The 26,229-nt window shown below is 69.3% G+C and carries 27 protein-coding genes and 1 pseudogene; 9 read left to right on the plus strand and 19 right to left on the minus strand.

Going from position 1 to position 26,229, the window contains the following annotated elements:
- Positions 1–23 precede the first annotated feature (23 nt).
- Together ABZX12_RS20680 and ABZX12_RS20685 are read right to left on the minus strand one after the other, a co-directional pair.
- Entirely contained in the window at positions 24–1,304 is a 1,281-nt protein-coding gene (locus ABZX12_RS20680) for an adenylosuccinate synthase (RefSeq protein ID WP_355695268.1), read from the minus strand.
- A 297-nt stretch (positions 1,305–1,601) separates the two neighbouring features.
- Complete coding sequence (locus tag ABZX12_RS20685; RefSeq protein WP_355695270.1) at positions 1,602–2,087, minus strand: VOC family protein; 486 nt, start codon at positions 2,085–2,087, stop codon at positions 1,602–1,604.
- 57 nt (positions 2,088–2,144) lie between these two features.
- Here ABZX12_RS20685 and ABZX12_RS20690 point away from each other — a divergent pair, with 57 nt between their 5' ends.
- The gene (locus tag ABZX12_RS20690; RefSeq protein WP_355695272.1) at positions 2,145–2,963 is read left to right on the plus strand and encodes a helix-turn-helix domain-containing protein; all 819 of its coding nucleotides are present in this window, start codon (positions 2,145–2,147) and stop codon (positions 2,961–2,963) included.
- Between the two features lie 24 nt (positions 2,964–2,987).
- On the opposite strand, the gene ABZX12_RS20695 is transcribed toward ABZX12_RS20690, so the two are convergent.
- The 5 genes from ABZX12_RS20695 to ABZX12_RS20715 form a co-directional block, all read right to left on the minus strand.
- Complete coding sequence (locus tag ABZX12_RS20695; RefSeq protein ID WP_355695274.1) at positions 2,988–3,383, minus strand: hypothetical protein; 396 nt, start codon at positions 3,381–3,383, stop codon at positions 2,988–2,990.
- The gene (locus ABZX12_RS20700; RefSeq protein WP_355695276.1) at positions 3,361–3,999 is read right to left on the minus strand and encodes a DUF433 domain-containing protein; all 639 of its coding nucleotides are present in this window, start codon (positions 3,997–3,999) and stop codon (positions 3,361–3,363) included. Before ABZX12_RS20700 ends, ABZX12_RS20695 begins: the two co-directional genes overlap by 23 nt.
- A gap of 108 nt (positions 4,000–4,107) precedes the next feature.
- A complete protein-coding gene (locus ABZX12_RS20705; protein ID WP_355695278.1) occupies positions 4,108–5,313 on the minus strand; it encodes an MFS transporter in 1,206 nt (401 codons plus the stop codon).
- A 154-nt stretch (positions 5,314–5,467) separates the two neighbouring features.
- Positions 5,468–6,214 carry a 2-phosphosulfolactate phosphatase gene (locus ABZX12_RS20710; protein WP_355695280.1) on the minus strand — a complete coding sequence of 249 codons (747 nt, stop codon included), beginning with the start codon at positions 6,212–6,214 and terminating at the stop codon, positions 5,468–5,470.
- A gap of 43 nt (positions 6,215–6,257) precedes the next feature.
- A complete protein-coding gene (locus ABZX12_RS20715; RefSeq protein WP_355695282.1) occupies positions 6,258–6,665 on the minus strand; it encodes a DUF3151 domain-containing protein in 408 nt (135 codons plus the stop codon).
- A gap of 143 nt (positions 6,666–6,808) precedes the next feature.
- Between ABZX12_RS20715 and ABZX12_RS20720 the strand changes: the two genes are divergently transcribed.
- Positions 6,809–7,258 (plus strand): HNH endonuclease, encoded by a 450-nt coding sequence (locus tag ABZX12_RS20720; RefSeq protein ID WP_355695284.1) that lies wholly within the window; start codon positions 6,809–6,811, stop codon positions 7,256–7,258.
- Between the two features lie 82 nt (positions 7,259–7,340).
- Positions 7,341–8,312, plus strand: a complete 972-nt coding sequence (locus ABZX12_RS20725; RefSeq protein ID WP_355695285.1) for a type IV toxin-antitoxin system AbiEi family antitoxin domain-containing protein — start codon at positions 7,341–7,343, stop codon at positions 8,310–8,312.
- Between the two features lie 64 nt (positions 8,313–8,376).
- On the opposite strand, the gene fbaA is transcribed toward ABZX12_RS20725, so the two are convergent.
- Both fbaA and ABZX12_RS20735 read right to left on the minus strand, forming a co-directional pair.
- Complete coding sequence (gene fbaA, locus ABZX12_RS20730) at positions 8,377–9,402, minus strand: class II fructose-bisphosphate aldolase (protein WP_355695287.1); 1,026 nt, start codon at positions 9,400–9,402, stop codon at positions 8,377–8,379.
- Between the two features lie 219 nt (positions 9,403–9,621).
- Complete coding sequence (locus tag ABZX12_RS20735; protein ID WP_167204857.1) at positions 9,622–10,341, minus strand: GntR family transcriptional regulator; 720 nt, start codon at positions 10,339–10,341, stop codon at positions 9,622–9,624.
- 139 nt (positions 10,342–10,480) lie between these two features.
- On the opposite strand from ABZX12_RS20735, the gene ABZX12_RS20740 reads away from it, so the two are divergent.
- Positions 10,481–11,500 (plus strand): SIS domain-containing protein, encoded by a 1,020-nt coding sequence (locus ABZX12_RS20740; protein ID WP_355695289.1) that lies wholly within the window; start codon positions 10,481–10,483, stop codon positions 11,498–11,500.
- Positions 11,501–11,580: 80 nt separating this feature from the next.
- Entirely contained in the window at positions 11,581–12,000 is a 420-nt protein-coding gene (locus ABZX12_RS20745) for a VOC family protein (RefSeq protein ID WP_355695291.1), read from the plus strand.
- A 3-nt stretch (positions 12,001–12,003) separates the two neighbouring features.
- Here ABZX12_RS20745 and ABZX12_RS20750 read toward each other — a convergent pair whose 3' ends face one another.
- Both ABZX12_RS20750 and ABZX12_RS20755 read right to left on the minus strand, forming a co-directional pair.
- Positions 12,004–12,957 (minus strand): DUF1905 domain-containing protein, encoded by a 954-nt coding sequence (locus ABZX12_RS20750; RefSeq protein ID WP_355695293.1) that lies wholly within the window; start codon positions 12,955–12,957, stop codon positions 12,004–12,006.
- Positions 12,958–13,004: 47 nt separating this feature from the next.
- Positions 13,005–13,787, minus strand: a complete 783-nt coding sequence (locus ABZX12_RS20755; protein WP_355695295.1) for an IclR family transcriptional regulator C-terminal domain-containing protein — start codon at positions 13,785–13,787, stop codon at positions 13,005–13,007.
- A gap of 64 nt (positions 13,788–13,851) precedes the next feature.
- Between ABZX12_RS20755 and ABZX12_RS20760 the strand changes: the two are divergent.
- The 3 genes and pseudogenes from ABZX12_RS20760 to ABZX12_RS20770 all read left to right on the plus strand — a co-directional run bounded on the left by ABZX12_RS20760 (position 13,852) and on the right by ABZX12_RS20770 (position 17,549).
- A pseudogene (locus ABZX12_RS20760) lies at positions 13,852–14,960 on the plus strand (maleylacetate reductase).
- Positions 14,961–14,976: 16 nt separating this feature from the next.
- Positions 14,977–15,822, plus strand: a complete 846-nt coding sequence (locus ABZX12_RS20765) for an intradiol ring-cleavage dioxygenase (protein WP_355695296.1) — start codon at positions 14,977–14,979, stop codon at positions 15,820–15,822.
- Complete coding sequence (locus ABZX12_RS20770; protein WP_355695298.1) at positions 15,819–17,549, plus strand: FAD-dependent monooxygenase; 1,731 nt, start codon at positions 15,819–15,821, stop codon at positions 17,547–17,549. Before ABZX12_RS20765 ends, ABZX12_RS20770 begins: the two co-directional genes overlap by 4 nt.
- Here ABZX12_RS20770 and ABZX12_RS20775 read toward each other — a convergent pair.
- From ABZX12_RS20775 to ABZX12_RS20785, 3 genes are all read right to left on the minus strand, one after another.
- Positions 17,538–17,723 carry a hypothetical protein gene (locus ABZX12_RS20775; protein WP_355695300.1) on the minus strand — a complete coding sequence of 62 codons (186 nt, stop codon included), beginning with the start codon at positions 17,721–17,723 and terminating at the stop codon, positions 17,538–17,540. The two genes, ABZX12_RS20770 and ABZX12_RS20775, sit on opposite strands and share 12 nt — an antisense overlap.
- Before the next feature lie 93 nt (positions 17,724–17,816).
- On the minus strand, positions 17,817–18,989 hold the full coding sequence (locus ABZX12_RS20780; protein WP_355695302.1) for an alpha-amylase family glycosyl hydrolase: 1,173 nt from the start codon (positions 18,987–18,989) through the stop codon (positions 17,817–17,819).
- Positions 18,979–19,602, minus strand: a complete 624-nt coding sequence (locus ABZX12_RS20785; protein WP_355695304.1) for a TrmH family RNA methyltransferase — start codon at positions 19,600–19,602, stop codon at positions 18,979–18,981. Before ABZX12_RS20785 ends, ABZX12_RS20780 begins: the two co-directional genes overlap by 11 nt.
- Positions 19,603–19,662: 60 nt before the next feature.
- On the opposite strand from ABZX12_RS20785, the gene ABZX12_RS20790 reads away from it, so the two are divergent.
- The gene (locus ABZX12_RS20790; RefSeq protein WP_355695306.1) at positions 19,663–20,361 is read left to right on the plus strand and encodes a DedA family protein; all 699 of its coding nucleotides are present in this window, start codon (positions 19,663–19,665) and stop codon (positions 20,359–20,361) included.
- Here the strand turns inward: ABZX12_RS20790 and ABZX12_RS20795 are convergent.
- The 5 genes from ABZX12_RS20795 to pyrE all read right to left on the minus strand — a co-directional run bounded on the left by ABZX12_RS20795 (position 20,355) and on the right by pyrE (position 26,222).
- Positions 20,355–20,744 (minus strand): hypothetical protein, encoded by a 390-nt coding sequence (locus ABZX12_RS20795; protein ID WP_355695308.1) that lies wholly within the window; start codon positions 20,742–20,744, stop codon positions 20,355–20,357. The two genes, ABZX12_RS20790 and ABZX12_RS20795, sit on opposite strands and share 7 nt — an antisense overlap.
- 107 nt (positions 20,745–20,851) lie before the next feature.
- Entirely contained in the window at positions 20,852–23,833 is a 2,982-nt protein-coding gene (locus ABZX12_RS20800; RefSeq protein ID WP_355695309.1) for a BTAD domain-containing putative transcriptional regulator, read from the minus strand.
- A 217-nt stretch (positions 23,834–24,050) separates the two neighbouring features.
- The gene (locus tag ABZX12_RS20805; protein WP_355695311.1) at positions 24,051–24,902 is read right to left on the minus strand and encodes a LemA family protein; all 852 of its coding nucleotides are present in this window, start codon (positions 24,900–24,902) and stop codon (positions 24,051–24,053) included.
- Between the two features lie 73 nt (positions 24,903–24,975).
- Positions 24,976–25,677 (minus strand): hypothetical protein, encoded by a 702-nt coding sequence (locus ABZX12_RS20810; RefSeq protein WP_355695313.1) that lies wholly within the window; start codon positions 25,675–25,677, stop codon positions 24,976–24,978.
- Positions 25,677–26,222, minus strand: a complete 546-nt coding sequence (gene pyrE, locus ABZX12_RS20815; protein WP_355695314.1) for an orotate phosphoribosyltransferase — start codon at positions 26,220–26,222, stop codon at positions 25,677–25,679. The genes ABZX12_RS20810 and pyrE overlap by 1 nt, the downstream gene beginning before the upstream one ends.
- Positions 26,223–26,229 lie beyond the last annotated feature (7 nt).

Genomic DNA, 26,229 nt, shown 5'->3' on the forward strand with positions numbered 1-26,229 from the left:
GACGGGGAGGTCTCCGGCTCGTCTCAGAGCTGGATGATCTGGCTGCGCTCCGGGCCGACGCCGATGGCGGAGATCCGGGCGCCGCTGAGCGACTCGACGGCGCGGACGTACGTCTGCGCCTCCTTGGGCAGCTCGTCGAACGTGCGGCAGCCCGAGATGTCGTCCGACCAGCCGTCGAACTCCTCGTAGATCGGCGTCGCGTGGTGGAAGTCGGTCTGGGTCATCGGCATCTCGTCGTGCCGGACGCCGTTCACGTCGTACGCGACGCAGACCGGGATCCGCTCGCGGCCGGTCAGGGTGTCCACCTTGGTGAGGACGAAGTCGGACACGCCGTTCACGCGCGCGGCGTACCGGGCGATGACCGAGTCGTACCACCCGCAGCGGCGCGGGCGGCCGGTGGTGACACCGAACTCGCCGCCCTGGGTCCGCAGCCACTCACCGTCGGCATCCAGCAGCTCGGTCGGGAACGGGCCCTCGCCGACCCGCGTGGTGTACGCCTTCACGACCGCGATCACGCGGTCGATCCGGGTCGGCGGGATGCCGGTGCCGGTGCAGGCGCCGGCGGAGATCGCGTTCGAGGAGGTGACGAACGGGTACGTGCCGTGGTCGACGTCGAGCAGCGTGGCCTGACCCGCCTCCATCAGCACGGTCTTGCCGTCGTCGAGTGCCTTGTTCAGCAGCAGGCTGGTGTCGGCGACCATCGGCTTCAGCCGGTCGGCGTACCCGAGCAGCTCGTCGAGGACCTCGCGGATCTCGACCGCGCGCCGGTTGTACACCTTCACCAGCAGCTGGTTCTTCTGCTCCAGCGCGCCGGTGACCTTCTGCTCGAGGATCTTCTCGTCGTACAGGTCCTGGATCCGGATGCCGATCCGGTTCATCTTGTCGGCGTACGTCGGGCCGATACCGCGGCCCGTCGTCCCGATCCGCCGGCTGCCCAGGAAGCGCTCGGTGACCTTGTCGAGCGTCCGGTTGTACGGCGGGATCACGTGCGCGCTCGCGCTCACCACCAGGCGCGACGTGTCCAGCCCGCGCGCCTGCAGCGCCTCGAGCTCCTCGAACAGCACGCCGAGGTCGACCACGACCCCGTTGCCGATCACCGGAGTCACACCCGGTGTCAGGATGCCGCTCGGAAGCAGGTGCAGCGCGTACTTCTCGGACCCGATCACCACCGTGTGCCCGGCGTTGTTGCCGCCGTTGAACTTGACCACGTAGTCGATGACCTCGCCCGTGTTACCGAGCAGATCGGTCGCTTTACCCTTGCCCTCATCGCCCCACTGGGCGCCGACGAGCACGATTGCGGGCATCTCAGCCCTCCTCTTTCACGCGCCGGCCTCACACCCCGTGGCGGCCCGCGCTGGAAACGGTGAAGCCCGGAGACGTTCACCGGACATTCATCCGGCGACGCATCCAGGCTCTTGCGACCAAAGCCTACCGGACACCGGCGCACTCGTTTCGGGCCTGTCCACAACCTCCAAGCGATCGTTTCAAGTCTCTGTTTCATCAGGTGACGGGTTGCCAATTTGCGTGATCGCGTGCACACTCTTAGTCAGCGGCCCGCCGAAACTGCCGCAGGGGACGGTTCCGGCGGGCCGCTTCCTCTTTTACTCGAGGCCCTCCGGGCTCGAGGCCAGCCACTCCTTCACCCGCCGGTCCGCCTCTTCGCGCGAGACGTCCTCGACCTTCGTCAGGATCGCCCACCGGTGCCCGAACGGGTCGATCACGGTGCCGAACCGGTCACCGGTCATGAAGGTCTGCACCGCCTCGACCGACGTGGCGCCGGCCTCGATCGCCTTCGCGTACGTCGCGTCCACGTCCGGCACGTAGTGCACCAGCGACGAGTGCACCCACTCGCCGTTCGGCGCCCGCAGTCCGATCTGCGGCATCTGGTCGCTGAGCTGCAGCATCGAATTGCCGAACCTGAGCTCGGCCTGTCCGACCCGCCCGTCCGGCATGTCCTGCCGGCTGACCACCTCGGCCCCGAACACCTCACGGTAGAACTCGATCGCCTTCGGGCCGTCGGAGACAGCCAGGTACGGGGTCAGCGAGTGATAACCGTCGGGGATGGGGTTTACCGTGTTCGTCGTCATGACGCTCAGTCAATCCGCTGCACGCCGCACGGTCTTGGAAGAAAGCGACAGCCCGCTGTGACCCAGCCACCCGACAGTGAGAAGGGCATCCTGCATCCGCAGGAGCAGGCCCGGCACCGCTCGCTGAGCCGGCTCGCGCCAGGGCCCGAGGCCGGGCGCTTCGTGGAGTGGTACTGGATCGTCGAGTGGGACCTGGACGAGCCGTACACGGCCGAAGTCCTGCCGTTCCCGAGTGTGAACGTGACGTTCGAGCAGCCGGGTGGCGCGTTCGTGCACGGTGTGTGCACCCGCAAGTTCGAGCGGGAGCTGCGCGGGCGGGGACGTGCCTTCGGGGTCAAGTTCTGGGCCGGCGGCTTCGGGGCGATCACCGGGCTCGACGTCGGGTCGTTCCGCGACGAGGTGCTGCCGCTGACCGCGGTGTTCCCGGACGGCGACCGGCTCGCGGATCTGATGTTCGAGTGCGAGTCCGACGTCCGGCGGCGTGCGGTGTTCGAGGCATTCCTGCGTGATCACCTGGCGCCGCCCGACCCGTCGTACGAGCTGGTCCGGGAGATCGTCACCACGATGGCCGCGGATCGCACGCTGGCCCGCGTGGACGAGATCACCGAGCGCTTCGACGTACCGATCCGAACGCTGCAGCGGCTGTTCCGCCGGTACGTCGGTGTCGGCCCGAAATGGGTGCTCCGGCGCTACCGACTGCACGACGGCGCGGAGCTGCTGGCCCAGGGCGAGGTCGCCGAGCTCGCGGAGCTGTCCGCATCGCTCGGCTACTTCGACCAGGCCCACTTCTCCAACGAGTTCAAGCAACAGATCGGCCTCACGCCGGCCGAGTACGCATCGCGCGCCGCGGCCGAGCGGCAGATCACCTATCGCTGACGGAACCCAGGTAGGAAATGAGGGTCAAGGCCACATCTTCGTGATCCGGCCTCCTGCATGCACGTGCCAAAAACCGACGCCGACGCGACGGGTGGCGGCAAGCATCGCGTTTTCGGCATTGACAAAACGCCGAGCCATCTCGTCCAGATCAAGATTCCCTGAAGCGAGGCAGAAGAGATGGCCCGCGTCCAAGGCACTCAGCTCGCGCTCCCGGTAACGGATTCTCTTGTCCTTGGTGAGCAGCAGCCAGCCGCGAGAGCAGCCTTCTGCGATCCACTCCTCGTCTGGAATCCGTGTCGCGTCGTCCTGGTAGAAGTCCGCGATCAGGTGGATGATCCAGCCTGATTCACGAAGTCGCGCGGCGGATGCTTTCCCAAGGCTGCGGTCGAAGAAGTATTCAGGCTGCTTGGCGGAGCACATCTTCGACCACGTCCGCAGGCAGGTCGTACTCCTCCGCAACGACACTGATCGGTTCCCCGGTGCGCCACAACGAGACCAGCGCGTCGACAGGGACCTTGCTCTTCGCGAGCACCGGCGCGCCCCAGCCAAAACTTGGGTCGATGACGACTTCGGCCCGCGCCGGATACTGCGGCAGACGTAGACGTGCCGGGTTTCCCTGTGCGTCCCAGCTGATGTACCTCAGGTACTCGGCGATGACCTCCGGGATGGCGATCTGGTCGTCCCGCGCATGGATGACCGACTCGTCCGCTACCCGGACAAACAGGCCAACCCCATCGGTCGCGATCCGTTCACGTGCCAACGCGTACGGATCCTGGAACTCGGAACGCACCAGGTCGGCAGCCCGCCGGATGTCGGGCATCGAAAAGCCCAGCTCACGCAGAGTCCGCAGAACAAAGGCTTCGACGACGCCCACGAACGGCACCCGCGGCCAGCCACGTCGCTCAGGATGAACGGCATGTACCAGTGATGGTCGCGAGCCGTCGGCGAGCCAAGCATCCAGAGTCGATTCGGGCATCTTGAGGGTCCTGGCCGCTTCGCGTGCGGTGAGGAGTGGTGTCGTGTAGATATCCGTCATTGACTTTCTCCTCTCCGATCCGCGGCCGATGGCACGTTCGAGAACGCTCTGTGATGAAGTCTCCCAGACCTCACCGACAAAACTCGTGCGGCTCAGCGGAGCGCCCGGTCAGGTACCGCTGAGCTTCACCGCGACCGCCATCGTCGTTGCCGTCAGCGCCGCACCCAGTGCGACGGCGAAGCCGTACTGGGTGCGGTGGCCGTCGACGACCCAGCCCGCGAAGGCGGAGCCCAGGGCGATGCCTGCCGCGCCGCCCGAGTTCAGCCAGGTGAAAGCCTGGGTCAGGACGGCGGAGTCGACGGTCGACTCGGTCAGCACCGCCGACAACGTTTGGAACGGCGCGATCGCGAGGCCCGGGAGCGCCAGCGCGACCGCCGTCATCAGCGGACCGTGCGCCGCGATCAGGGGCAAGCAGCTGAGAGACAGCCAGACGAAGGCGACGACAAACTGCGTCTCCGGAGCGGTCCGCCAACGCCTGGCACCGTACAGGAGTCCGGCGAAAAGGCTCACCAAGCTGGTGATGCTGTAGAGCGGCCCGGCCAGCCCCGGCGTACCTCGGGAGACTGCGAAGGCGGTGACGGAGACCTGCATGCTGCCGAAGAACAGGCCGATGCCGATGTTCGTACCCACCAGGCCTACGAATCGCTTGTGCAGCAGGCGTTTCGAGCTGCTGTGTCCACCACGTGCTGTCGGCGGTGGCGCCGTACCGCGTTGTGCTGCGAGCAGGAAGCCGCCTGCCAACAGCAGACTGGCCGCGAGGGTAGAGCCGGTCGCCGGACCAGTGGACGAGCTCACCAGGCCGATCAGCACCGGGCCGACCATGAAGGCGACGCCAACGCTGAGCGACTCCAGTGCGAACGCCGTCGCCAGGAGTGGCGTGTCCCGGAGCGCATGCGACCACCGGGCACCGGTCTGCGCGCTGACCTGCGGTAGCGCACCGCCGGCCAGCACTCCAGCTGCGATCAAGGCCGCGAGCGGTGCACCCGACAGTGTCAGGACGATCAGGAGCGCGACCGCCGCCGCGTGGGCGAGCAGCGTGACCGGCAACATGCGGGTCTGACCGAAACGGTCGATGAGCCGGGCGACCTGCGGCCCGGCGACCGCCTCGGCGACGGCGAAGCCGCCGGTGACGCTACCGGCCGCGGCGTACGAGCCGGTCGATCCGTGGACCAGCCAGACGATGCCGAGACCGGTCATCGCGATCCCGATCCGGGCCGGGGCCGCTGCGAGATAGAACTTCCACGCGCCAGGAGTACGCAGTACCTCTGCGTAGGTGTTGGCAGGCGCGTCGATCCGTCCGGTGAGAGCCGGCACGGGGTGACCTTCCGCTGCCCGATGGGGCGGGGACCCGACCGTGGGCGTCCAGCTTCACCGGTCTGTCCGTCCGCCTAGAACCGTCCATGTTCGGCAAGAAGCGGGGACGCTCGCCGCCTGCCGGCACTGTCAACGGGCAGAAACCTCGAAAGCTTCAAGTTGACCGGAACAGTCTACCGTCCCGGAGCACCGGCACGCTGCGGCTCTCGTCGACCTCCGCCGCGACCGCGACGTCCTCCGGAAAGCCGTACTGCGTGAGCTCGCGGCCGCCGGCGCACTCGTGCAGCATCCGGGGCAGCTCGTCTGCGACCGCCTCGTACGCCGCGGCCGCCGCCCTCGCCTCCGGCGACAGATCGTCGCGCTGCAGGGCGCTCAGGAAGCCACCCGCACCCCAGAGGTCCTCTACTGCCGGCCTGAGCGAGCCGTCCTTCCAGCGCTCGCCCGCCGCGATCGCCACGACCTTCGCCGCCGGGCGCTCGGTGAGCTGCTTCGTGACCCACGCGGCGGCCGCGGTCCGGTTACGCAGCGACACCGCGATCACCGTCGCGCCGGTCTCGCTGAGCTGTTCCGAGATCGTCGAACCGTTCGGCGACGGGAGGACCAGCTTGGTGATTCCCGTCACGCGCCTGATCGACCCTGGCGACAGGCTGACGCCGTCCGGCCCGGCCGCGGACCGCCCGACCGCGAGTGTCGCGCTGTTCTGCTCGGCGTACACGACCGCCGTCTCGTCACGCCACCGGTACGGGTACACGTCGATGCCGAGATCGGCTGCCACCGTCACCGCCGTCGTGAACGACAGCACGTCGACGACCGCGACGATGTCCCCGGCAACGACCTCTGCTCCGACCGGTCCCCAGTCGAACCCGACGCCGAATCCGTCCTGTGCGTAAGGGCTGGTCACCCGGCAGATCATTCCGCCGGACAACCAACCCCACAAGCAGGTTTCAGGCCAGCACGTCGGCGGCGGTCGGCGACGAGTCCCGCAGGAACGTGGCGCAGCGCTCGGCCTCGTCCTTCTCGTCGATGAGCGCCGCGGCCTTCCCGAGCGCGGCCAGCGCGCGCAGGAACCCGCGGTTCGGCTCGTGCTCCCACGGGACCGGGCCGTGGCCCTTCCAGCCGTTCCGCCGGAGCAGGTCCAGCGCGCGGTGGTAGCCGGTCCGCGCGTAGGCGTATCCCTCGATCGTGCGCCCGTCCGCCAGCGCGCCCTCGGCCAGCACGGCCCAGGCGAGCGACGACGTCGGGTACTTCGCGGCCACGTCCGCGGGAGCGGCCCCGTCGGCGAGTTCCGCCGCGGCCGGGTCGACCGGTAGTAGTGTCTCGGGTGGACCGGACAGCAGATTGTTCAATTCCATAAGCACATCTTCGCCGATCACGCATCCGTACCGGCACGTGACCGTCTGGCGAAATCCGTTGACCGTTCACCCGACGGCCACGGATGCTTGAGACCCTGCGTCAACCGCCGTGGTTCCCAGCTACGGCCGGAAGGAGGCACCGGATGAGCGTCATCGTCCTGAACGCGTCGTACGAACCGCTGCACACCGTCTCGATCCAGCACGCCATCCGGATGCTGGTCCGTGAGGTCGCAGTGGTGGAAGAGGCGCACGGAGAGCGAACCATCGGCCCGTTTCCGGTCCCCCGAGTCCTCCGCCTGGTCCGTTACGTCGTGACGCACTGGCGCTACGCGGCCGGCCGGATGAAGTACAGCAAGCACGGCGTCCTGCGGCGGGACAAGTTCCGGTGCGCGTACTGCGGCCTGGAGAACGCCGACACCATGGACCACGTCCAACCCAGGTCCAGGGGCGGCCGCACCGAGTGGCTGAACGCGGTCGCCGCCCACGCCTCGTGCAACGAGCGCAAAGGCAACCGCACCCCGTCCGAGGCCGGCATGCCCCTCCTCTGGCAACCCTGGGTACCAACCCGCGCGGAGCTCGTCATAGACACATGACGGGCCTTTTTTATGCCCGGAGTTCTCCACAGATCTGAAATCGCCGGCTCCGGGACGACCGGATCGCGGCACTTTCTGAGGCATGAATCCTCAGCTTGCCGTGATGGCGTCGATCCGGGGTGGCGTGTTCACCCGGGCCGACGCGCGTGCCTGCGGTTACCCCGACGCTGATATCGACTCCCTGCTCGACTCCGGCTCCTGGCGCCGGATCCGGCGGGGCACCTATGCCGCCCATCGCTCCCTCATGCTGGTCACCGACGAGGTCGTCTACCTGCGCCGGATCCACCAGGTCCTCCGGACCAGTGGGCCCAACGTCTTCGCGAGCCATCAGTCGGCCGCGGCGCTGCATGCTCTCCCCGTCTGGGGTCTCGACCTGACGCGCGTCCACGTGACCGCGCCGGACGGTCGCTCCGGCCGGCTGCGAGGCGTCCACCGGCACATCCGCGACCCAGTGGGACCCGGCCTCCAGTTGTGGAACAAGCTGCGTCTGGTCTCACCGGCCCGCGCGATCGCCGAGGTCGCCGCGACCGCACCAGCGGAGCCGGCGGTCGTGCTCGCCGACGCCGCGATGTATGCCGGACTCGTCGACCGGCGCAGGCTGAGCCACGCGGTGAGCAATCTCGATCACGGCAGCAGACGTGCCCTGCAGGTCCTCGGCCGGCTCACCGGATCGGCCTCGATCGCGGAGTCCCGGCTGCGCTTCATCCTCGGCGGCGCGGGGCTCCCGACTCCCAGCCCGTCACCGCCCCCGGACACCGAACCAGCAGATCCCGACGTCTCCGCAGCCCAAAGCCTCTGGTTTCCCGACGAGCGCACCGTCGTCGAGTTCGAGCCGCGTTTCCCCTTCTGGTGCGAGGAATTCGAGCCCTCCACCGAAGAGCCGCTCCCCGAGCCGATCGCCGCCGATCCCGACGGACCGCAACCCGTCGAGCACTGCTGGATCTCCTGGACCGACCTCACCGACCCGCCGACCGTGGCCGACCGCATCCGCACCACGTTCGCCCGGGCCGCCCGCCGGACCGGAATCCGTCCCTTCACCCTCGCCCGGATGTGACGAAGGGCCCACCGCCCGACCGCGGTGAGCCCTTCGCAGCCCCCTACAGGAGGACCAGATGATGTCAGGCGTTCAGCGACGTGCCCGTCGAGCGAAGGTCCTCGCACGCCTCGCCGACGCGCTTCGCCATACCCTCTTCAGCCGCCTTGCCCCACGCACGCGGGTCGTAGGCCTTCTTGTTGCCGACCTCGCCGTCGACCTTCAGCACACCGTCGTAGTTGGTGAACATGTGCGCCGCCGCCGGCCGGGTGAACGCGTACTGCGTGTCGGTGTCGACGTTCATCTTGATGACGCCGTTGTCGACCGCGGCCCGGATCTCCTCCAGCGTCGAGCCGGACCCGCCGTGGAACACCAGATCGAACGGGCGCTCTTTGCCGACCTTGGCGCCGACCGCGTCCTGGATCTCCGCGAGGATCTCCGGCCGCAGCTTGACCGCACCCGGCTTGTAGACGCCGTGGACGTTGCCGAAGGTCAGCGCGGTCAGGTAGCGGCCGTTCTCGCCGACACCGAGCGCCTCGACCGTGGCCAGACCGTCCTCGACGGTGGTGTAGAGCTTGTCGTTGATCTCGTTGGCGACACCGTCCTCCTCGCCGCCGACGACGCCGACCTCGATCTCCAGGACGATCTTCGCCGCGGCCGTCTTGGCCAGCAGGTCCTTGGCGATCTCCAGGTTCTCGGTCAGCGGCACCGCCGAGCCGTCCCACATGTGCGACTGGAACAGCGGGTTCTCACCGCGCGCGACGCGCTCGGCGGAGATCTCCAGCAGCGGCCGGACGAAGCCGTCGAGCTTGTCCTTCGGGCAGTGGTCGGTGTGCAGCGCGATGTTCACCGGGTAGCCCTTGGCGACCTCGTGCGCGTAGGCCGCCAGCGCGACGGCGCCGGAAACCATGTTCTTGACGGTCGGACCGGACAGGTACTCCGCACCGCCGGTGGAGACCTGGATGATGCCGTCCGAGCCCGCCTCGGCGAATCCGCGGATCGCGGCGTTCAGCGTCTGCGAGGAGCTGACATTGATGGCCGGGTAGGCGAAGCGGTTCTGCTTGGCCTTGTCCAGCATCTCGGCGTAGACCTCAGGGGTTGCAATAGGCATGTCTCGCGGTACTCCTCACAACACAGTTCTTGTGGGTTCGGCTTAGGGCGTGTCCTAAGTATTGCCGCCGGGTGCTTCGTCGGATCCGGCGGCCCACCTGCTGAACCGGCCCGGTGGCCGGGGAGCGATCGGCAGGGATGTAGACCAGTTCGTGAACAGGACCGATCCAGTTCGTTGCGTCCGGATGTCCTCCAGGGGCGAAGGACGCTCCGGGACTGGTCAGGCGGACCCGGTTCGCGGGCCGCGGGGAGTCAGGGCCATGTGCAGCCGGTAGCGGTCGGCGCGGTAGGCCGACCAGGACAGTTCGACGACCTTGCGGCCGGCGAAGGTGGTGCGCTCGAGGACCAGCAGGGGTGCCCGCCGGGCCACACCGAGCACCCGGGCGACGTGACCGTCGGCGTTGTCCGCCCGAACGGTCTGCTCACCGGAGGTGACGACGACGTCGTACTCGCTGGCGAAGACGTCGTAGAGAGTGCCGAGCTCACGGCCGAGCAGGCCGGGGAAGAGCGCGGACGGGTAGTAACCGACCTCGTAGGCCATCGGCGACGCGTCGGCTGTGCGGAGCCGCTCGACCCGGATCACCTTGGTGCCCTTCGCGACCCGCAGGCCCTTGGCGGTCTCCTCGGAGGCCTCGATCTCGCTCGCCGACAGCACCACGGTCCCCGGCTCGAGCCCGCGGGCCCGCATCTCCCGGGAGAACGAGGTGAGATGCAGCTGCGAGTCGACCTGGGGACCGGTGACGAAAGTGCCCTTGCCGTGCACCCGCTCCAGCGCACCGGACTCGACCAGGTCGCTGATCGCCTGCCGGACGGTCACCCGGGAGACGTTCAGTTTGTCCACCAGGGCCCGTTCGGAGGGGATCGGGTCCCCGGGATGCAGCTCGACGTCGATCAGCCGTTCCAGCACCGATCGGACCTGGGCCCGCTTCGTCGCCACCATGGAATCTCGATCCTCCAGACCTGGGCGGGCCTCGGGGGTGCCCCGGAGCGCCGCTCACTGCTATCGTGCGCAGCATACCTGTTAAGACCAGATAGGACCAGTGATCGCAGTGGTGTCTGTCCCCGCCCAGGAAACCCGGATGGCGGCCGAGATCGCCGAGCAGCCGGCCGCGCTCGCGGCGACGTTCGAGCACGTTCTGCCGCTGCGGCACGACATCACCCGGCTGGCCGCCGGGCGCCGGAACGTGATCTTCGTGGCCCGCGGCTCCTCCGACAACGCGGGCGTCTACGGCCGCTACCTGACCGAGATCCACGCCGGCCGGCAGGCGTCCCTGGCGGCGCCGTCGGTGGCCACGCTGTACGGCGCGAACCTCGACCTCTCGAACTCGCTGGTCGTCGCGGTCAGCCAGTCCGGCGCGACCCAGGAGATCGTCGACACGGCCGAGTGGGCCAAGCGCAACGGCGCGGCGATCGTCGGCATCACGAACGACGGCAACAGCCCGCTGGCGTCGACGGCCGACGTCGCCCTGATCACCCAGGCGGGCCAGGAGCTCGCTGTACCGGCCACCAAGACGTACACGACCCAGCTGGCCGCGATCACGGTCGCCGTGGACGCGCTGGCACCGCGGCCGGGGACGCTCGACGCCGACATCGCCCGGGTCCCGGACGCCGCGACCAAGATGCTGTCCGGCTCGGTCGACGCGGCCGCGGACCTGCTGGCGGGGGCGCACGACGTGCTCGCGAGCGCTCGCGGGCTGACGTTCGGGACGACGCTCGAGGTCGCGCTGAAGCTCGAGGAGACCTGCCTGCAGCCGGTCCGCGGACTCTCGTACGCCGACCTGAAGCACGGCCCGATCGCGGTCGTCGACGCCGACCTGGTGACGATCCTGGTCGCCGCCGGCGACGGACCCGCCCTGTCCGGTATGACCGAGCTGGCCGGCATCGTCCGCGAGAAGGGCAGCAAGATCCTCGGCATCGGCGGCGACCCCACGTTCGCCTCCCGCTGCGACGTGAACCTCGCCGGCCCCGACCTGCCCGAGACCCTGGCCCCGCTCGCCCTGGTCATCCCGGCTCAGCGCGCCATCGAGCTTCTGGCCCGCAAACTCGGCCTCGACCCCGACGCCCCGCGGGGCCTCCGCAAGGTCACCCAGACCGACTGAACAAAGTGCTCACTCGGTGAGCACTTTGGCTGGAAGTGTGGTGGTCATCGACCGGGGACACCTGAGAGAGGACCACCACGATGTTTCGAGGACTTGCCACCGTCAGCTTCTACGCGAGCGACGTGAAGGCGGCGCGGCGTTGGTACGAGGAGCTGCTGGGGATCGAGGCGTACTACGCGGTGCCGAGCGCGGAGCAGCCGGCGTACGTCGAGTTCCGGTTCGGGGATTTCCAGTGCGAGCTGGGAATCATCGATGCGAAGTACGCGCCGCACGCGGTCGGGCCGACGGCGGCGGGGGCGATCGTCAACTGGCATGTGGACGACCTGGAGGGCACGCTCGCGCGGCTGCTCGAGCTCGGCGCGACGCTCAACGAAGGAATCGTTGAGCGAGGCAACAACACGGGGTTCCGCACCGCGTCGGTCGTGGATCCGTTCGGCAACCTGATCGGCGTCATGACCAACCCGCACTACCTGCGGATCCTCGAAGAACTGAAGGGCTGAGGTTCAGAAGTCGATGCGCATCACGGCGCGGCGTCTGCCCGGACGGCTCGCCTCGGAGTAGCCGGCGTCGGCGAACGTGGCGAGCGTGCCGACGTACCCGCCGTCGACGAGGTCCGGGTAGCCCTCGACGGCGCGGGCGCCGCGGTCCCGGGCGAAGTCGGCCGCGGCACGGGCGAGGGCGCGGCTGATCCCACGGCGCCGGTAGCCGACGCGGGTGACGAAGCAGGTGACCGCCCAGATCGTCCGATCGGTCTTGTCCTCGGTCCGGTCCTGCCACGGGACGCGGAAGTCGCGGAGCAGCCTCGGGTGGTCTGCGCGGGGTGCGACCGCGCACCAGCCGACGGGTTCGCCGTCCAGGTAGGCGATCAGGCCGCTCGTTGTTTCGGCGTTCGGGTTTCCGCAGGCGGTCTGGTCGCGGAGCCGAGCGGCGAGTTCCTCGGCACCCTCCGAAGCCCACGACTCCTTGGGCAACATGCGAAACCGCTGACACCAGCAGCGCGCGCTGTCACCCCGCTCACCGAAAACCGCCCGGAGGTCTGAAGCGGCCGCCTGATTGGCCGGGACGATCTTGAGTTGTTCCGCGCCGACCGGCTCACGTGGCCCTGCCGAGCGAGGCGGGCGAGCCCGTGTGGACGCCGCAGCGTCGGACGCCCGCTTCACTTGGCGGGACTGCGGGTCGAAGGTGAGCTGGACGTCGACGGCGTCGCCGGCATCGAGGCCTTGGGGTTTGCGGACCGCGTCCTTGAGTGGGAGCAGATAGCCGCCGTCCTTCGGCCACAGCGATGTCTTCCACTCGGTGGTGCCGATGCGGGCGCGGATGGGCAGCATGCCCCAGCCGTAGCTGGCCGACAGCGCGACGGCACGCAGTGCTTCGCCGTCCTCCTCAGGCACGGAGACGAAGTAGTACGGCGCCGGTCCGCGCCATTCGATGACTTCGCCGGTGAAGAACTGGTCCATGGCCCGATGCTAGGCCCGGTTCCGGACACCTCACTTCCGGTTTGAGGTCAGAAGTGGCCGCGGTGTGTGAGGGCGGTCGTGATCTGCTGGGCCGCCTGCTGCAGGTGTGGAAGGAACTCCTCGCACAGCGACGTCGAGGTCGAGCGGGACGCATGGGCGGAGACGTTGAGGGCGGCGATGACGCGGCCGCGGGAGTCGCGGATCGGGGCGGCGATGGAGCGCAGGCCCAGTTCGAGCTCCTGGTCGACGAGGGCATAGCCGTCGGCGCGTGCCTGGATGACGGCGGCGCGGAGGTCCTCGGGAGCGGTGAGCGTGCGGTCGGTGAGCGACTCGGCTTGCAGCGTGGCGAGGTACGCCGTGAGGGCGCCGTCGGGCAGGCCGGCGAGCAGGACGCGGCCCATCGAGGTCGGGTACGCCGGCAGACGGGCGCCGACGCCGAGCGCGACGGTCATGATCCGGCTGGTCGGTACGCGGGCGACGTACACGATGTCCGGGAGGTCGAGCGTCGCGATCGAGCACGACTCGCGGGTCTTGGCGCTCAGCTCGTCCATGAACGGGCCGGCGAGTTCGCCGAGGTCGAGTGAGGACAGGTACGCCCAGCCGAGGGCGAGGACGCGTGGGGTGAGGGAGAAGCGGCGGTTTTCGCTGCGAACATAACCGAGCTCTTCCAGGGTGAGCAGGATCCGGCGGGCCGTCGCCGGAGTGATGCCGACCGCGCGGGCCACCTCGCTCAGCGTCAGGGACGGCGCCGCGGCGGAGAACGCGCGGATCACCGCGAGGCCTCGCTCCAGACCCTGCAGAAACGTGCCTGTAGACGCGTCACCCGGCATCGGCTAGCCTGCTTTTCGTTGAAAGAAGAACTATTCGCTCAGCGAAATCCTAGCGGAGCTGCCGATGCCACGTCCAGCCGAGCCCGAGGCGACAGCACCCAGGGGTGGGTTCGTCCACACGTTCCTGCCCGGGCGGGTGGTGTTCGGCGCCGGCTCGCTCCACCGGGTCGCGGCTGAGGTCGAGGCGCTCGGCGTACGGCGGGCGCTCGTGGTGGCGACGAACTCCGCGCGGGACGCGGCCGACGTGGTCGAACAGCAACTGGGCAGCCGCTTCGCCGGACGGATCGACGGCGTGGCACAACACGTCCCGACCGAGGTGGCCGAAGCCGCACGAGCCAAGGCCCAGGAGATCGGAGCGGACGCGATCGTCGCCATCGGCGGCGGCTCGGCCATCGGTCTCGCCAAGGCGATCGCTCTCACAGCAACCAGCACCGCCGAGGCGGCCGGTGGGGGCGTGGTGGTTGTGGCGGTGCCTACTACTTATGCGGGGTCTGAGATGACGCCGGTGTGGGGCGAGACCGCTGGGGGCAGTAAGACAGGACTGATGAGCGCGTGCTGCCTCGCGTGGTCGTTTACGACCCGGTTCTGAGTCGAGGGCTGCCGTTGAAGGTGACGGCGGCGAGTGTGGCTAATGCGGTCGCGCACTGTGTGGAGGCGGTCTGGACGCCTAGGGCCGATCCGATCACGGAGATGATCGCGGTTGAAGGGCTGCGGGCGTTGAGCAGCGGGTTGCGTGACGTGCTGGTCGAGGCCGACGACTTGGGTGCTCGGGAGAGGCTTCTGTACGGCGCCTGCTTGGCTGGATCTGCGCTGGCGACCGCCGGCACCGGGCTGCATCACAAGCTGTGCCATTTGCTTGGCGGCACCTACAACCTGCCGCACGCGGAGACGCACGCGGCCGTCCTCCCGCAGGTCACCCGGGTCAACGCTTCCTCAGTCCCCCGAGCCACAGCGCGACTGGAAGCCGCCCTGGGCACCGCGGACCTGGCGCAGGGCCTGTTCGACCTGTTCCAGGCAGCTGGCGTGCCCACGAGCTTGCGGGAGCTGGGGCTGACCGAGGCGCACGTCGCGGAAGCGGCCGCGAAGTTCAAGCCGACGGACAACCCGGTCCCGGTGACCGAGGACCTCGTGCGGGACGTCCTGACCCGCGCCTGGTCCGGTACTCGACCTTGATGAACGAGGAGATCGGATGGATCTGCAAGGCGACGACCTGACCGCTGCCGTGGTGGCCAGCTTCGACGACAGTCCGAGCGACCGCTACAAGGAGGTGATGGGCGCCTTGGTGCGCCACCTGCACGCGTTCGCCCGCGAGGTCGACCTCACCGAGGACGAGTACTTCACCGCGATCGACTTCCTCACCCGGACCGGCCAGATCTCGACCGGCACACGGCAGGAGTTCGTCCTGCTGGCCGACGTACTCGGGCTGTCGATGCTCACCGTGGGGCTGGGGAACCGGAAGCCGCCCGAGGCCACGCAATCCACTGTGTTCGGTCCGTTCTTCGTCGAGGGCTCCCCCGAGGCGCAGCTCGGCGACGACATCTCGAACGGCGCCCCCGGACAGCCGTGCCTGGTGAGCGGGCGTGTCCTCGACACGAAGGGCGAGCCGATCCCGGGAGCACTCGTCGAGACCTGGCAGGCCGACGAGGACGGCTTCTACGACGTGCAGAAGGATCTGGACGCGCCACAGAACCGCGCGCACCTCACAACCGATGCCGATGGCAACTACCGGTTCTGGGCCGTGAGGCCGGTCGCCTACCCGATCCCCGACGACGGACCGGTCGGCGAGCTGCTCCGGGCCGGCGGTCGCGGCCCGATGCGTCCCGCCCACATCCACTTCATGGTCACAGCGCCTGGCTACGCCCGGCTCATCACGCACGTCTTCGCGGCCGGCGACGAGTACCTCGACACCGACGCGGTCTTCGGTGTCAAGCAGTCGCTGATCGCGGACTTCACCGAACACACCGACGACGGCAAGACCTACTACGCCGTTCAGTACGACCTCGTGCTCGCCGCCACCGAGGAGACGCAGCAGTGATCACCACAGACGTCCTGATCGTCGGCAGCGGTCCCGCCGGCGGAGCCGCCTCGCTGTTCCTGTCGACGTACGGCATCGACAACATCGTCCTCACCCGGTACGGCTGGACCGCGAACACGCCCCGCGCGCACATCACCAACCAGCGCACGGTCGAGCTGATGCGCGACATGGGCATCGAGGACCAGGTCGTCGACAAGGGCACCGCCCACGACCTGATGGGGCAGACCGCGTTCTGCACGAGTCTCGCCGGAGAGGAGATCGGCCGGATCCGCACCTGGGGCACGCATCCGCGGCGCCTGGCCGACTACACGGAGGCGAGTCCGTGCCTGCCGATGGACCTCCCCCAGACGCTGTTCGAGCCGATCCTGGTCAGTACGGCGGCCAGTCGCGGCGCGCGGCTGCGCTTCAACACCGAGTACGAGAGCCTGGAGCAGGACGACGACGGCGTCACCGCCACGGTCCGGGACCGGTTGAGCGGTACGACGTACCAGATCCGCGCGAAGTACCTGATCGGAGCGGACGGCGGGCGGAGCAAGGTGGCCCAGGACATCGAGTTGCCGATGGCCGGCGCGATGGACATCGAGGGCTCGATGAACATCGTGTTCGAAGCGGACCTGAGCCGGTACGTCGCCCATCGGCCGAGCGTCCTGTACTGGGTGCTGCAGCCCGGCGCGCAGATCGGCGGCATCGGCGCGGGCCTGGTCCGCATGGTCCGCCCCTGGAACGAGTGGCTGATCGTCTGGGGCTACGACATCTTCCAGCCCGCCCCCGTGGTCGACGAGGCGATGGCGACCGAGATCGTGCACAACCTCGTCGGCGACGACACCATCGACGTGAAGCTGAAGAGTACGTCGGTGTGGAGCGTCAACCACATGTACGCCGAGAGGACGTCCAAGGACCGGGTGTTCTGTATGGGCGACGCGATCCACCGGCACCCGCCGAGCAACGGCCTCGGCTCCAACACCTCGATCCAGGACGCGTACAACCTGGCCTGGAAGCTCGCGCTGGTCCTCAACGGGCAGGCAGCGCCGAAGCTCCTCGAGAGCTACAACGACGAGCGAGCACCGATCGCACAGCAGATCGTTGACCGTGCCAACAAGAGCCGCACCCAGTTCGGGCAGATCTTCCGCGCGCTGGGGATGACGCCGGACGCCCCGGCCGGCCGCACGATCGACTCCCGCAAGGACGACACCCCGGCCGCGGCGGAGCAGCGCGAGGAACTGCGGAAGGCGATCGAGCTGAAGGACTACGAGTTCAACGCGCACGGCGTCGAGCTCGGGCAGCGCTACCGGTCGTCCGCGGTCGTCGACGACGGGACGCCGGAGCCGCCGTACGAGCGGGACCACGAGCTGTACTACCACCCGACGACATGGCCCGGCGCGCGGATCCCGCACTGCTGGCTGACGCGCGGATCGGACACCGTGAGCACGCTGGACGTGGTCGGAAAGGGCCGGTTCACATTGGTCACGGGCATCGGCGGCGACGCCTGGGTGAAGGCGGCGCAGTCGGTGTCCGAACAACTCGGCGTACCGATCGAGCCGGTCGTGATCGGGCCCGGCCGGGAACTCGACGACCTGTACGGCGACTGGGCGCGGGTGCGCGAGATCCCGGACGAGGGGTGTCTGCTCGTCCGGCCCGACGCGCACATCGCGTACCGCGCGTTCGACCAGCCCGATGACCCGACCGAAGCGCTGCAACAGGCCGTCAGCCAGCTGCTAGGCCGCTGACGTCGCGTCCGCGCGGAGGATCCGGTCGAGGATGGCCGAGATCTCCGCTGTCTCGGCGTCCAGCAGCGTGATCAGCGCGACCCGCGAGGTCTCCGAGCGCGCCTCCAGAGCCGCCGCGCTCAAGGCGCGCACGGTGCCCAGCTCGTGTATCAGTTCGTCCCACAGAGCGTTCATCAGCAAACCCCCATGATTCCCGTCGCAAAGGCAGTGCGACGAGAAGGCCTCACTTCTGTCTCACCGAGAACAACGGGCGCAAGCGCAAGGAGGTTACGGACTCGTCAATAACTTCCAGCTGTGGGCCGGAACCGCCGGTGTGTCGTCGAGCGGGAAGCGCTGCTCCGCGTCCGACACGTTCAGCAGGAGCAGGACCCAGTCGTCACCGTGCCGGCTCCGCAGCGCGATGGTCTCGTTGATCAGGTGCTCGACGGTCGTCCGGGCGCGGGTGAGCCACGCGTTCCGCCGCCGTAGGCCGATCAGCTCCTGGTGCAGGCGGTAGGTCGGCAGCCCGTACGGCGCGAGCTCGTCCGGCGATCCCGGGAACGCCGGGCGGATCGCGTCGTCGCCGCCGGCGCGGTCCTCCTTCAGCCCGCGGAACGCCTGCTCGTCGCCGGAGTAGATGCTCGGGACGCCGCCCACGACGAACAGGATCGCCAGCGCGTGACCGAGGTGGCGCTCGTCCTCGAGCCGGGTCGCGAGCCGGGTCACGTCGTGGTTGCCGACGAACGTCTGCGGGACGAACGTGTCGAGCAGCGCGTTGTGCCGGCCGAGGGCGTACGAGAGCTCGAAGAAGTTGCGATCGTTGAGCGAGCTCCAGATCGCCTTCCAGAGCTCGTACTGCGTGACGGAGTCGAGGCCGCTCTGTTCGACGTACGCGGCGTAGTCACCGTGGATGACCTCGCCGAAGTACCAGGTGTCGCGGTCCCGCGGCAGCGCAGCACGCCAGAACCCGGGCGGTACGGCGTACGCGGCATCCAGGCGCCAGGCGTCGACGCCACGGTCGTTCCAGAACCGGAGGACGTCGCCGACATAGGAAGCGACGTCGGGGTTCCCGTGGTCCAGCGCGACCAGATGCTCGTGCCCTTCGAACACGTCGCCACCGCGGAACCACTCCGGATGCGCGAACGACCGCGCGACGTGGTTGAAGACGCCGTCGAGCGCGATCCGCAGACCACGGGCGTGCGCGGCGTCCACCAGGCGGTCGAAGTCGGCCTCGTCACCGAGCCTCGGATCGATACGGAAGTGGTCGACGGTGTCGTAGCCGTGCGTCTCCGAGGCGAAGACCGGGCCCAGGAGCAGGCCCGAGCAGCCGAGCTCGATCACGTAGTCGAGCCAGTTCTCCAGCTGCGGCAGACGGTGGACGACAGCCGGCTGGGCGACGGACTCGGCCGCGGTGAAACCGAGCGGATAGACCTGCCACCAGATCGCGTGATCAGCCCACATGTTGACCGAAGGTGTGGTGGCGGATCCACGCGTGCATCGCGATGGCGGCCGCGGCGCCGGCGTTGATCGAGCGGGTGGAGCCGAACTGGGCGATCGAGAGGACCGCCGTGCAGATCTGGTGCGCCTCGTCCGTCAGCCCGGGACCCTCTTGACCGAAGAGCAGGACGCAGGCACGGGGCAGGTCGTAGGTTTCCAGCGGGACGGAGCCCGGCAGGTTGTCGATGCCGATGACCGGGAGTTGGTTCACAGCGGCGTACGACGCCAGGTCGGCGAGGGTCGGATGATGGCGGACGTGCTGGTAGCGGTCGGTGACCATCGCGCCGCGGCGATTCCACTTCCGGTTGCCGACGATGTGTACCTCGGCGGCCAGGAACGCGTTCGCGGTCCGGACGACCGAGCCGATGTTCAGGTCGTGCTGCCAGTTCTCGATCGCGACGTGGAACGGGTTCCGCTGCCGGTCGAGGTCCGCCACGATCGCGTCGAGCTTCCAGTACCGGTACCTGTCGACGACGTTGCGCCGATCGCCGGCCGCCAGCAGTTCCGGGTCCAGCCGCGGGTCGTCCGGCCAGTCGCCCTCCCACGGGCCCACGCCGACCTCGTTCGGGCCCACCATGTCCGCTCCCCGTAGGTCGCTGCTCAGCTCATGCACAGGTCGGGACGCTACCCTGTCCGCGTGCTTGCTCTCGTCGCGATGCTGATGCCCAACTGGATGGACCCGGAGTACCTGCTGCACTGGCTGGGTGACTGGGCCCTCTGGGGCACGCTGCTGGTGGTGTTCATCGAGTGCGGGCTGCTCTTCCCGATCCTGCCTGGCGACTCGCTGCTGTTCGCGGTCGGCCTGTTCATCGCACAGGGCAGCATCGACGTACCGCTCTGGCTGGCCTGCGTGTTGCTGACCGTCGCCGCATTCCTCGGCAATGTGTCCGGCTACTACATCGGCCGGGTGCTGGGGACGTCACTGTTCCGGAATCCGAACGCCCGGTTCCTGAAACCGAAGTACATCGAGCAAACGCATGAGTTCTTCGCGCGGTACGGCCCCCGCGCGCTGGTGATGGCCCGGTTCGTGCCGATCGTCCGGACGTTCATCACCGTCGTGGCCGGCGCCGGACGGATGGACGCGAAGAAGTTCTTCCTCTGGACCGGGATCGGCGCGGTGCTCTGGGCCTGCGGTATCACGCTGCTCGGGCACGCGCTCGGCAACGTGAAGTTCATCCACGACCACCTGGAGTCGGCGCTGATCCTGCTGGTGCTGGTCTCGCTGGTCCCGATGGTCGTCGAGTACCTCCTGGCGCGCCGCCGCAACCGCAACGGTCAGGCCGGCGACGCGCCGAAGCACGCCGCCCCCAAGCACCCGATCAGCAACGGTCAGTGACCGAACGGGAAGTGCGGGTCTGACCAGACCCAGTCGGCGCTGAGCAGCGACAGGTCGGCGATCTCGACCGGACCGGTCGGCAGCGGGCCGACCACCTGACCGGAGCCGAGCGAACAAGCCACCCGGATCCGGTCTGCCGCCTGGTACCAGACCAGCGCCCCCCGTGGCGCCGCCCCTTCACGGAGCAAGGCATGGTGGTCGAGCCAACGAACCGCGTCGGCCGCGTCGTGCCAGCCGCTGTCGTGCGCGTAGCCGAACGCCATCCGCTGGAACTTCAGCGGCCAGTCCAGCCACGCTGCGGAGCCAACTCGCTCCAGTTGCCAGTTCAGCGCCGCTTCGGTGTCCCGCGGGTTCGCGACCCGCGAGACGTCACGCCCCTCCACAGCAAGCTCCCCCCAGGCCATAGGTGTCCTCCCCCGATCCCCCGTCCTCGGCCTGCTTGCCGCGGCATGTTCACAGCGTGCTGGATCCGTATACAGCCGCCGTACATTCAGCCGGCAGCGACAGCGGCCTCTGACCCGGTCAGCAGCCGCCGGCACTCGGACGCGGCGGCGTCGTTCCCCGCCTGCTGCCACACCCGCGCGGCGCGTTCGAGGGTACGGCGAGCGTTGTCCAGGCTGCCCGTGGACAGATAGAGCTCGCCGAGGTGCTGTGCCGCGTCGCCCTCCACGCTCCGGTCGCCCAGGCGGTGACCGAGGTCGATCGCGTCCAGCAGGGTCTTCCGGGCCGCCGCCACCTCGCCACGCTCCATCAGCGCCCGTCCGAGCAGCGCCCGGGTGTACGCCGCGCAGTGGTCGTCGCCCATCCCGTCGAAGATCGCGAGCGCCTTGCGCAACTGCCGGACCGCCTCGTCGTGCCGTCCCTGGTTGACCCGGAGCGCCGCGATCCGGCGGCGCACCTTGGCCTCCCGGTGGGCGTCGGCCCGCCGGACGGCGATCAGGAACGCCTGGGCCAGGTACCGGCGGGCGGTGACGAGGTCGCCGCGGACCAGGTAGACGTTCGCGGCGGCGGTCCGCGCCAGCGCCTCGGCGTTCGCGTTGCCGACCTCGACGAACGCCTCGATCGCCTTCTCGTACTGCTCCAGGCCGCGCTCGCGTTCGCCGCGTTCCCGCAGCCAGGTGCCGAGGCCGACGGCGACGACTCCTTCACCGAGCCGGTCGCCGACCTCGGCGAACGCCTGCGCTGCCGCGTCGAAGTGCCGGCGCGCGTTCTCCCAGTCGTCCTGGTAGAGGGCCAGTTGGCCGAGGTTGCGGTGCATGATCGCCGCGCCGCGCCGATCCCCGCAGGCGATCGCGCTGAGCAGCCCTTGCTGGTGCGAGCCGTTCCAGTCGTCGAACCCGGCCCGGAGGTCGAGATACGGGCCCCAGGCGGCCGCGATCCGCCAGGCGTGCTCGTGCAATCCGTTCTGCGCCGCGGCACGGATCGCCGGCACGAAGGTGCTGCGCTCGCTGTCGAACCAGGCGATCGCGTCGGTCTCGGTGAACGGCGACGGATCGGGCGCGGTCAGCGGACCGGTGTGCTCCAGGACGCCGAAGTACTCGAAGGACAGCGCGTTGTTGGCCCGCCGGATCTTGTTCAGGATCGCGTCGACCACCGCCTCGACGTCCCGCACCGCCTGCGCCTTCTGCTCGTCGTCGCCGACGCCGAGCGCGTGCAGCCGGAGCAGGTCGTGGACGCGGTAGCGCGCCGTACCGCGGTGGTCCACCGAGCTGATCCGGACCAGGTTGACCTCGATCAGCCGGTCCAGGCTGCGCCGTACGGCGGCCGGCGAGGCGACGGACTCGAGCGCACGCGCGGAGAAGACCCCCACGGCGAAGTGGCCGATCAGCCGGTACAGCCGGGCCTCCTCGGGGCTCAGCGCGTCGTAGCTGAGGTCCGCGCTCGACCGTACGGCGAGCTCGCCGATGCTCAGCTCGTCGAGCCGCGAAGTCTCGTCCCGCAACCGCCGCGCCAGCTCCCGCGCGCTCAGGTCCGGCCGCTGCGCCAGCCGGCTGCCGACGATCCGGATCGCCAGCGGCAGGTTCGCGCACGCGGACAGGATCTCCTCGGCCTCGGGTGACGACGGGTCGATCCGGCCCGATCCGGCGACCGACGACAGCAGCAGCGCGGCCTCCCGGTCGTCGAACGTGTCCAGCGGCGTACTGTCCGCGCCGGCCAGGTCGATCAGCCGGTTGCGGCTCGTCACGACCACTGCCGACGCGCCGGTACCGGGCATCAGCGGCGTCACCTGACCCGCGGTGGCCACGTCGTCGAGGAGGATCAGCACCCGCCGGCTCGCCAGCTCGGACCGCAGCATCGCCGACCGCCGCTCCGGGTCGGTCGGGATCGCGTAGTCGGGCAGGTTGAGGCTGAGCAGCAGATCGGTCAGCGCGGCGGCCGGATCGCGCGGCTGCGTCGCGCCGTGCATGTCCAGATAAATCTGCCCGTCCGGGAAGTGCTCACGGACCAGATGGCCGAGCCGGACGGCCAGCGAAGTCTTCCCGGTCCCCGGTGCGCCGGAGATGACGGCGATCGGCGGCCGCACCGGATCCCGGCCGCAGACCAGGTCCCGCAGCTTCTCCAACTGGTCCTGCCGGCCGCTGAAGTCAGCCAGGTCGAGCGGGAGCTGGCTCGGCGGCCGCAGTGGATCGGTCAGCTCGGGCGCGGCCATCGGACCGGGCTGGACGCTTGGTTCCGGGCGGTCCGCCGTAGCGTCGGCGGGGACGCCCGGGTTGGGCCAGTTGGCCGAGCGGCCCTTCTCGGCGCGGGCGCCGGCAGCCTCCAGCTCCGGACCGGGCTTGATGTCCAGCTCGTCGGCGAGCGTCTGCACCGCCTTCGCGTACGCCGCGCGCGCCTCGCCCACCCGGCCGGCCGCCACCAGCGCGTCGACGAGCCGCCGCCAGAGCTGCTCGTCGTACGGGTCCTCGGTGAGGCGGGCGCTGAGCAGTACGGCGGCACCGCCGGCGTCGCCGTACTCGAGCCGGAGATCCAGCAGGCTGTCGACGAGGCCGCGGTGCTGCGCCTCGAGCCGGGAGATCGTGCCCTCCCACGCGGCGGGCATCGGCAGGTCCTCGAGCGGACGGCCCTGCCACAGCGAGTAGGCACGGGACAGGACCCGCATCGCCTGCCGGCCGTCACCCACGTCCCGCAGGTGACCGCCCTCGGCGAGCAGGGACTCGAACAGGCTGGCGTCGAGCTCGTCGACGCCGACCTCGATGCTGTACCCGGCGGCCGACGTGTCGATCGGCGCCGGCAGCCCGGCCTCCTGCAGCACACTGCGCAGGGCGCGGACGTACGTGCGGATGTTCGCTGTGGCCGACCGCGGCGGGTTGTTCTCCCAGAGCGCGTCCGCGATCAGATCGGTCGAGACGAACCGGTTGGGGTGCAGCAGCAGCGTGGCGAGCAGCTGACGCGGTTTGGCGGCCTTGAGCGGCTGGCCCTGGACATGGACGAGCCGCAGAGGTCCGAGGATCCCGTACCTCAGACTGTCCACTCGTTCGACCTCTCCACTCTGGAAACCGCCCTATCGTGGCATCCGCCTGTACCCGCCGGGAAGGCCGATGTACGCCGGATGTATCTCGGTGCGGCACTGTTGACACAGGTACCGGGGGGAGGGCAGGCCCGGAGGTGGCGACTTGACCGCCGTCACACCGGGCCTGGCACTGGGAGAGAGTCCGGGGTCGGGGGTCCTGGACTACGGGGACCGGTGCCTACTGGCCACCGGTGAATGGCGGCTGACCGTCCTGTGGCGCGGGGGAACCCGCAGGCGGCCCGCCCACCGGTGGCTCTCCGTGGTACTGCCCCGGGTACTGGCCGGGCTGACCCTGGTACGGCGGCTGCTGCTGCGGCTGCTGGTACCCGCCCGGGATCTGCTGCTGCGGGTAGCCCTGCTGGTAGTTGCCCTGGTCACCCGGCATCTGCGGGTGGATCTGCCCCGACGACGGCGCCCCCGGCTGCATCTGCGGCGGCGCCTGCTCACCGGCGACCGACCCGATGGTGCCGAACGAGACCTGCGGCACCGCGCGCACCTGCTCGTCCTTGACCTCGAAGTAGCCGGCCTTCTCGAACTTGAAGCCGCTCGCGATCAGGTTCGACGGGAACGCCTCGATCCGGGTGTTGTAGTCGCCGACGTTCGCGTTGTAGAACCGGCGGCCGGCCGCGATCCGGTCTTCGGTGTCGGTCAGCTCGCGCTGCAGGCCGAGGAAGTTCTGGTTCGACTGCAGCTGCGGGTAGGCCTCCACCGAGATCATCATCTGACGCAGCGCGCCGGACAGCTCACCCTCCGCCGCCGCCCGCTGCTCGGGGGTCGTGTTCTGCACGTTCACCGCCTGGGTGCGCAGCCGGGCGACCTCCTCGAACACGTGCCGCTCGTGCGCGGCGTACGCGCGAACGGTCTCGACCAGGTTCGGGATCAGGTCGTACCGGCGGTGCAACTCGACGTCGATCTGCCGCCACGACTCCTGGATCAGGTTCCGTTGCTTGACGAACCGGTTGTACGACGTGATCAGCATGATCGCCGCAACGACGATCACCGCGACGATCACGATGATGACCCAAACCATGACGAGCTCCCGAGAGTTGGCAGTACTGACAGCGCTGACAGCGACTCTACGGCCAGCCGGGTCCGCCCGGTGGTTACCGCAGGCGGGGGTCGACGCCGGCGTAGTCGCGCCAGACGTACGGCGGAACGTTCAGCACGACCTGCTCGAGCAGCGCGAGCCGGTTCAGCACCTCGGTCGGGTCGTGCGCGCCGCTGTCCCAGCCGACCAGCGAGTTGCCCTCGACCCGCCAGCCGATCTCGCCGCGGGCGAGCAGCATCTCCATCATCCGCGGCGTCACCACCGCGTGCCCGAACCGTTCGTCGTCGGCCTTGACCCGGAACGCCCGGTTGAACTGCTCGCTCTCGAATTGGAGGTCGCGGAACCCGAGCGCGTTCGCGACCGCGCCGCCGAAGATCCCCTCGTGCGTCACCTCGAGGTGCGGCAGCGCGCCCGGCAGCTGCAGCACGACCACGCCGAAGTTGTGGGTGGTCGTCCGGCGCTGGCCTTTCCCGTTCGTGGTGTGGGTCTGGTAGCTGTAGTCGAAGGCAACCATCTGGTGCCCGTTGTAAGGCCCGGACAGCACGTTCTTGACGCGCCAGTTGTCCCCGGTGCGGAACGGTGTACCGGCCCATTGCCCGGCCAGCGAGTGGTTGGCCGGGACGTACGACCAGCCGTGCTGGGCGGCGAAACCGGCGAACAGCTCCCGGCGCTTCTTCGCGCGGTAGTAGTTGAACCAGGCAAGGCCGACGCCGACGACGATCGCCAGCAGGACGATCAGCAGGGTGCTGCTCTGCATCAGCCGAGCCCCAGGTCCTCGAGACCGAACACCGACCGGTACTCCAGACCCTCCGCCTCGACCCGCTCCTGCGCCCCGGTCGACCGGTCCACGATCACCGCGACCGCGACGACCTCGGCACCGGCCGCACGCAACGCCTCGACGGCGGTCAACACCGATCCGCCCGTCGTCGACGTGTCCTCGACCGCCAGCACCCGCCGGCCCGTCACGTCCGGCCCCTCGATCCGCCGCTGCAGACCGTGCGTCTTCTCGGCCTTGCGGACGACGAACGCGTCGAGCGTCCGGCCCTGCTGGGCGGCTGCGTGCAGCATCGACATCGCGACCGGGTCCGCGCCGAGCGTCAGCCCGCCGACCGCGTCGTACTCCAGGTCCTTGGTCAGCTCGAGCATCGCCGGGCCGATCAGCGGCGCCGCGGCGGCGTCGAGGGTGATCCGGCGCAGGTCGACGTAGTAGTCGGCTTCCTTGCCCGACGCCAGCGTCACCCGGCCGTGCACGATCGCCTTGCTCTTGACCTGCTCCAGCAGTCCGTCCCGGTCGTAGCTCATGAGCCTT

Origin of the sequence: Kribbella sp. NPDC003505, from assembly GCF_040610875.1 — a bacterium.
Taxonomy (GTDB): Bacteria; Actinomycetota; Actinomycetes; order Propionibacteriales; family Kribbellaceae; genus Kribbella.

Excerpts from the sequence above, each read along its gene's own strand:
- ABZX12_RS20805 (WP_355695311.1), bottom strand. The coding sequence starts at position 24,902 with ATGGTTTGGGTCATCATCGTGATCGTCGCGGTGATCGTCGTTGCGGCG.
- ABZX12_RS20755 (WP_355695295.1), bottom strand. The coding sequence starts at position 13,787 with ATGCCGGGTGACGCGTCTACAGGCACGTTTCTGCAGGGTCTGGAGCGA.
- ABZX12_RS20740 (WP_355695289.1), top strand. The coding sequence starts at position 10,481 with ATGGCGGCCGAGATCGCCGAGCAGCCGGCCGCGCTCGCGGCGACGTTC.
- ABZX12_RS20695 (WP_355695274.1), bottom strand. The coding sequence starts at position 3,383 with ATGTGCTCCGCCAAGCAGCCTGAATACTTCTTCGACCGCAGCCTTGGG.
- pyrE (WP_355695314.1), bottom strand. The coding sequence starts at position 26,222 with ATGAGCTACGACCGGGACGGACTGCTGGAGCAGGTCAAGAGCAAGGCG.
- ABZX12_RS20765 (WP_355695296.1), top strand. The coding sequence starts at position 14,977 with ATGGATCTGCAAGGCGACGACCTGACCGCTGCCGTGGTGGCCAGCTTC.
- ABZX12_RS20780 (WP_355695302.1), bottom strand. The coding sequence starts at position 18,989 with ATGTGGGCTGATCACGCGATCTGGTGGCAGGTCTATCCGCTCGGTTTC.
- ABZX12_RS20700 (WP_355695276.1), bottom strand. The coding sequence starts at position 3,999 with ATGACGGATATCTACACGACACCACTCCTCACCGCACGCGAAGCGGCC.
- ABZX12_RS20680 (WP_355695268.1), bottom strand. The coding sequence starts at position 1,304 with ATGCCCGCAATCGTGCTCGTCGGCGCCCAGTGGGGCGATGAGGGCAAG.
- ABZX12_RS20725 (WP_355695285.1), top strand. The coding sequence starts at position 7,341 with ATGAATCCTCAGCTTGCCGTGATGGCGTCGATCCGGGGTGGCGTGTTC.
- ABZX12_RS20720 (WP_355695284.1), top strand. The coding sequence starts at position 6,809 with ATGAGCGTCATCGTCCTGAACGCGTCGTACGAACCGCTGCACACCGTC.
- ABZX12_RS20750 (WP_355695293.1), bottom strand. The coding sequence starts at position 12,957 with ATGGACCAGTTCTTCACCGGCGAAGTCATCGAATGGCGCGGACCGGCG.
- ABZX12_RS20745 (WP_355695291.1), top strand. The coding sequence starts at position 11,581 with ATGTTTCGAGGACTTGCCACCGTCAGCTTCTACGCGAGCGACGTGAAG.
- fbaA (WP_355695287.1), bottom strand. The coding sequence starts at position 9,402 with ATGCCTATTGCAACCCCTGAGGTCTACGCCGAGATGCTGGACAAGGCC.
- ABZX12_RS20775 (WP_355695300.1), bottom strand. The coding sequence starts at position 17,723 with ATGAACGCTCTGTGGGACGAACTGATACACGAGCTGGGCACCGTGCGC.
- ABZX12_RS20785 (WP_355695304.1), bottom strand. The coding sequence starts at position 19,602 with ATGGTGGGCCCGAACGAGGTCGGCGTGGGCCCGTGGGAGGGCGACTGG.
- ABZX12_RS20715 (WP_355695282.1), bottom strand. The coding sequence starts at position 6,665 with ATGGAATTGAACAATCTGCTGTCCGGTCCACCCGAGACACTACTACCG.
- ABZX12_RS20685 (WP_355695270.1), bottom strand. The coding sequence starts at position 2,087 with ATGACGACGAACACGGTAAACCCCATCCCCGACGGTTATCACTCGCTG.
- ABZX12_RS20735 (WP_167204857.1), bottom strand. The coding sequence starts at position 10,341 with ATGGTGGCGACGAAGCGGGCCCAGGTCCGATCGGTGCTGGAACGGCTG.
- ABZX12_RS20810 (WP_355695313.1), bottom strand. The coding sequence starts at position 25,677 with ATGCAGAGCAGCACCCTGCTGATCGTCCTGCTGGCGATCGTCGTCGGC.